This is a genomic window from Plesiomonas sp. (genome assembly GCF_051650925.1).
Taxonomy (GTDB): Bacteria; Pseudomonadota; Gammaproteobacteria; order Enterobacterales; family CAMTGL01; genus Plesiomonas.
Window position 1 is genome coordinate 1 of sequence record NZ_JBOFRH010000422.1, and the last position, 2,489, is coordinate 2,489.

Here is a 2,489-nt window from a genome sequence, read left to right on the forward strand (position 1 = left end):
TGCAACAACTTACCGATCTTGGCAGTCAACATCTGTGGCAAAGTAGCCAACGTGAATTTAATGCAATGCTGCAGCATATTGCTTATCCCAAGTTTGAACCGGAGTTAAAACACTTAATTGATACCATGCAACGGCAGGGTAAAGCACTTGAACAAGAAGCCGTGTGGTTGGAAGTAGCAGAGGTGCTGGCGTGGCAGAGAATAAACAAAGCAGAAAACACCGTGGGTAAATAAAATAGTGCTAACTCTACCGCTGCAACCACAGTACTGCAGGAAAATGTTAGCAATAATCAAAACAGATTGATTTTTCACATGGGTCTGAATTTTTTCGGGGATATATTCCCAATTCAATCTCAAAAAATAAACAATTGATTTGTTTTTGTTATGGATTTGAGTGTTTATCTTGTGTGCTGGTGGAGTAGGCCGTATGTGATGGTGAGCTTATAGCACAATAAATACTCTCTCTTGGTGTGGTGCTAAGAGAGAGTATGCTGTGGGGTTACTGTAATGCCTGAAGAATTTTTGTGGCCGCTTCTACACGTACTGGATTGGGGTAATTTTTATTGGCCAACATAACAATCCCAATTTTTTGTTCTGGAATAAACGCGATATAAGCACCAAAACCGTTGGTACTACCGGTTTTATGTACCCACGATGCTGATACTGCCGCAACAGCAGGCGTTAACGTTGTAACCTTTTGTGGTTGTAATGCCACTTTATTGTCACTGGCGTTAATTATCGTTTGCGGATTGATAGGCCAGTTATACATTTCCCAGCCTAGCCCCTGATACATCTCTCCTGCACGGAAATAGCGTGATTGTGCGCGCGTAATAGCCTGTTCTAAAACCGGATTTTTGGCAGAGAAGACCGTAGGGTCAATATTGGCCAACATAAACTTGACCATATCATGTGTGGTTGATTTTACGCCATAGGCTTCCGCATCAAGCATACCGGGAGTCACACGCATAGCATGACCGTTGCGGTATCCCCATGCATAGTCTGGTTGCATCGACTCCGGCACATGAATAAATGTGCGGGTTAATTTTAGGGGTTGGAATATATGCTTTTCCATAAACTGCTCAAAGCGTAGCGGGCTTTTTGTGACAGCCAATGCGCCGAATAAACCGATACTGGCATTCGAATACACACGTGTTGTACCGGCTGCATAGTGTGGTTGCCATTGTTGATAATATTTCCACAGTTCAGCCTGATTGTTGATTTGATCAGGCACTTGGAGAGGAAGACCACCTGCCGTGTAGGTTGCCAGTTGCAACATCGTCACATTTTTCCATGATGTTCCGGTAAGTTCTGGGCTGTATTTTGTTACCGGATCATTTAAATCTAGCAGACCACTTTCGGCGGCATAACCGCCAAGCACTCCGGTAAACGTTTTGCTTACCGAACCGAGCTCAAACAGTGTATTTTCAGTGACTGGACGTTGGGTTGTTATATCTGCCAGCCCATAATTAAAGTACATAGGCTGCCCGTTATAGATGACTGCAACCGCCATTCCGGGGATCTCTTGCTGTTTGATCAAGGGGAGCAGCGTCGTATTCACAACCGTCTCGATCTGTTTAGAGGTGAGTGGTGCTTGTGCAAGTACGTGAAACGAAGAGAAAGACAGTGACAGCAGTGCTAAAAGACTAACCACAGGTTTTTTCATTATGTTGGATTTCCGTGAACCAATATATAAAAGAGAGAAAATTCAGTATCGGGTGAAGTGTGGGGGAAAGAGTATCTATTGGCAATATGCTGTGGAGTATATAAATAACATCTCAATATCGCCTCCGTTTTATATAATAAGATCATTTATTATTCCTTAATTATTCATGACGTTTTTGGTTGTTTATTTTGATAAATGAAAATCAAGGTGTTTGGTTTGGTATGAAGTATTTTTGATTTAAATCAGAAAGAGGTGTGTTTTACTGCTCGTGCGTTTTAGTGGAGATAAAAACAACAACAGCGCAACATTGTGCGCCGTTGTTTATGTGCTGCTGTTATATCAGAGCTGGGCTGGTGGGTACAAAAGCCTTGAACTCTGCAAGCAGATTATGCGTCTGCTTTTTTAACACGAATGTTGAATTTATCAACTTCGGCTTGGTTTAGGCTTGCAATGGCCGCATCCGCTTCTTTTTCGTGCGGCATTTCAACAAAAGCAAAACCTTTTGATTTACCGGTTACCTGATCCAATACCAGATTACACGTTGATACAAAGCCGTGGGCAGAGAACAGGGTACGAATTGCTTGTTCAGTGGTTGAGCGGGATAAGTTGCGGACTAAGATTTTCATTATTAACCGTTTGGAATGGAATGACAGCGCTGATTGTCTCAAGGAATGTGCGCTACACCAAGCAATTCATGGTGGATAAGTGAAAATAGTTGAAATTTCACACAGAATAATGCTGAAAAAGTATCGGCTAGTGATATTGTTTGGCTGTCTATGATAGTTATACATACGCTCAGGCTTAGTGCCCGATGCGGTTTTCTCGTT

At 42.5% G+C, this 2,489-nt stretch carries 3 protein-coding genes; 1 reads left to right on the forward strand and 2 read right to left on the reverse strand.

All coding sequences use genetic code 11. From position 1 onward, the window contains the following. Nucleotides 1-233, forward strand: a 233-nt coding sequence (locus tag ACRC27_RS10045) for a hypothetical protein (protein WP_438639804.1), incomplete at its 5' end; no start/stop codon positions are given. Nucleotides 234-498: 265 nt separating this feature from the next. On the opposite strand, the gene ampC is transcribed toward ACRC27_RS10045, so the two are convergent. Then, nucleotides 499-1,665, reverse strand: a complete 1,167-nt coding sequence (ampC, locus tag ACRC27_RS10050) for a class C beta-lactamase (protein WP_438639805.1) — start codon at nt 1,663-1,665, stop codon at nt 499-501. Between the two features lie 383 nt (nt 1,666-2,048). Continuing rightward, nucleotides 2,049-2,288, reverse strand: a complete 240-nt coding sequence (locus ACRC27_RS10055) for an RNA recognition motif domain-containing protein (RefSeq protein ID WP_438621983.1) — start codon at nt 2,286-2,288, stop codon at nt 2,049-2,051. Nucleotides 2,289-2,489 lie beyond the last annotated feature (201 nt).

Excerpts from the sequence above, each read along its gene's own strand:
- ACRC27_RS10055 (WP_438621983.1), bottom strand. The coding sequence starts at position 2,288 with ATGAAAATCTTAGTCCGCAACTTATCCCGCTCAACCACTGAACAAGCA.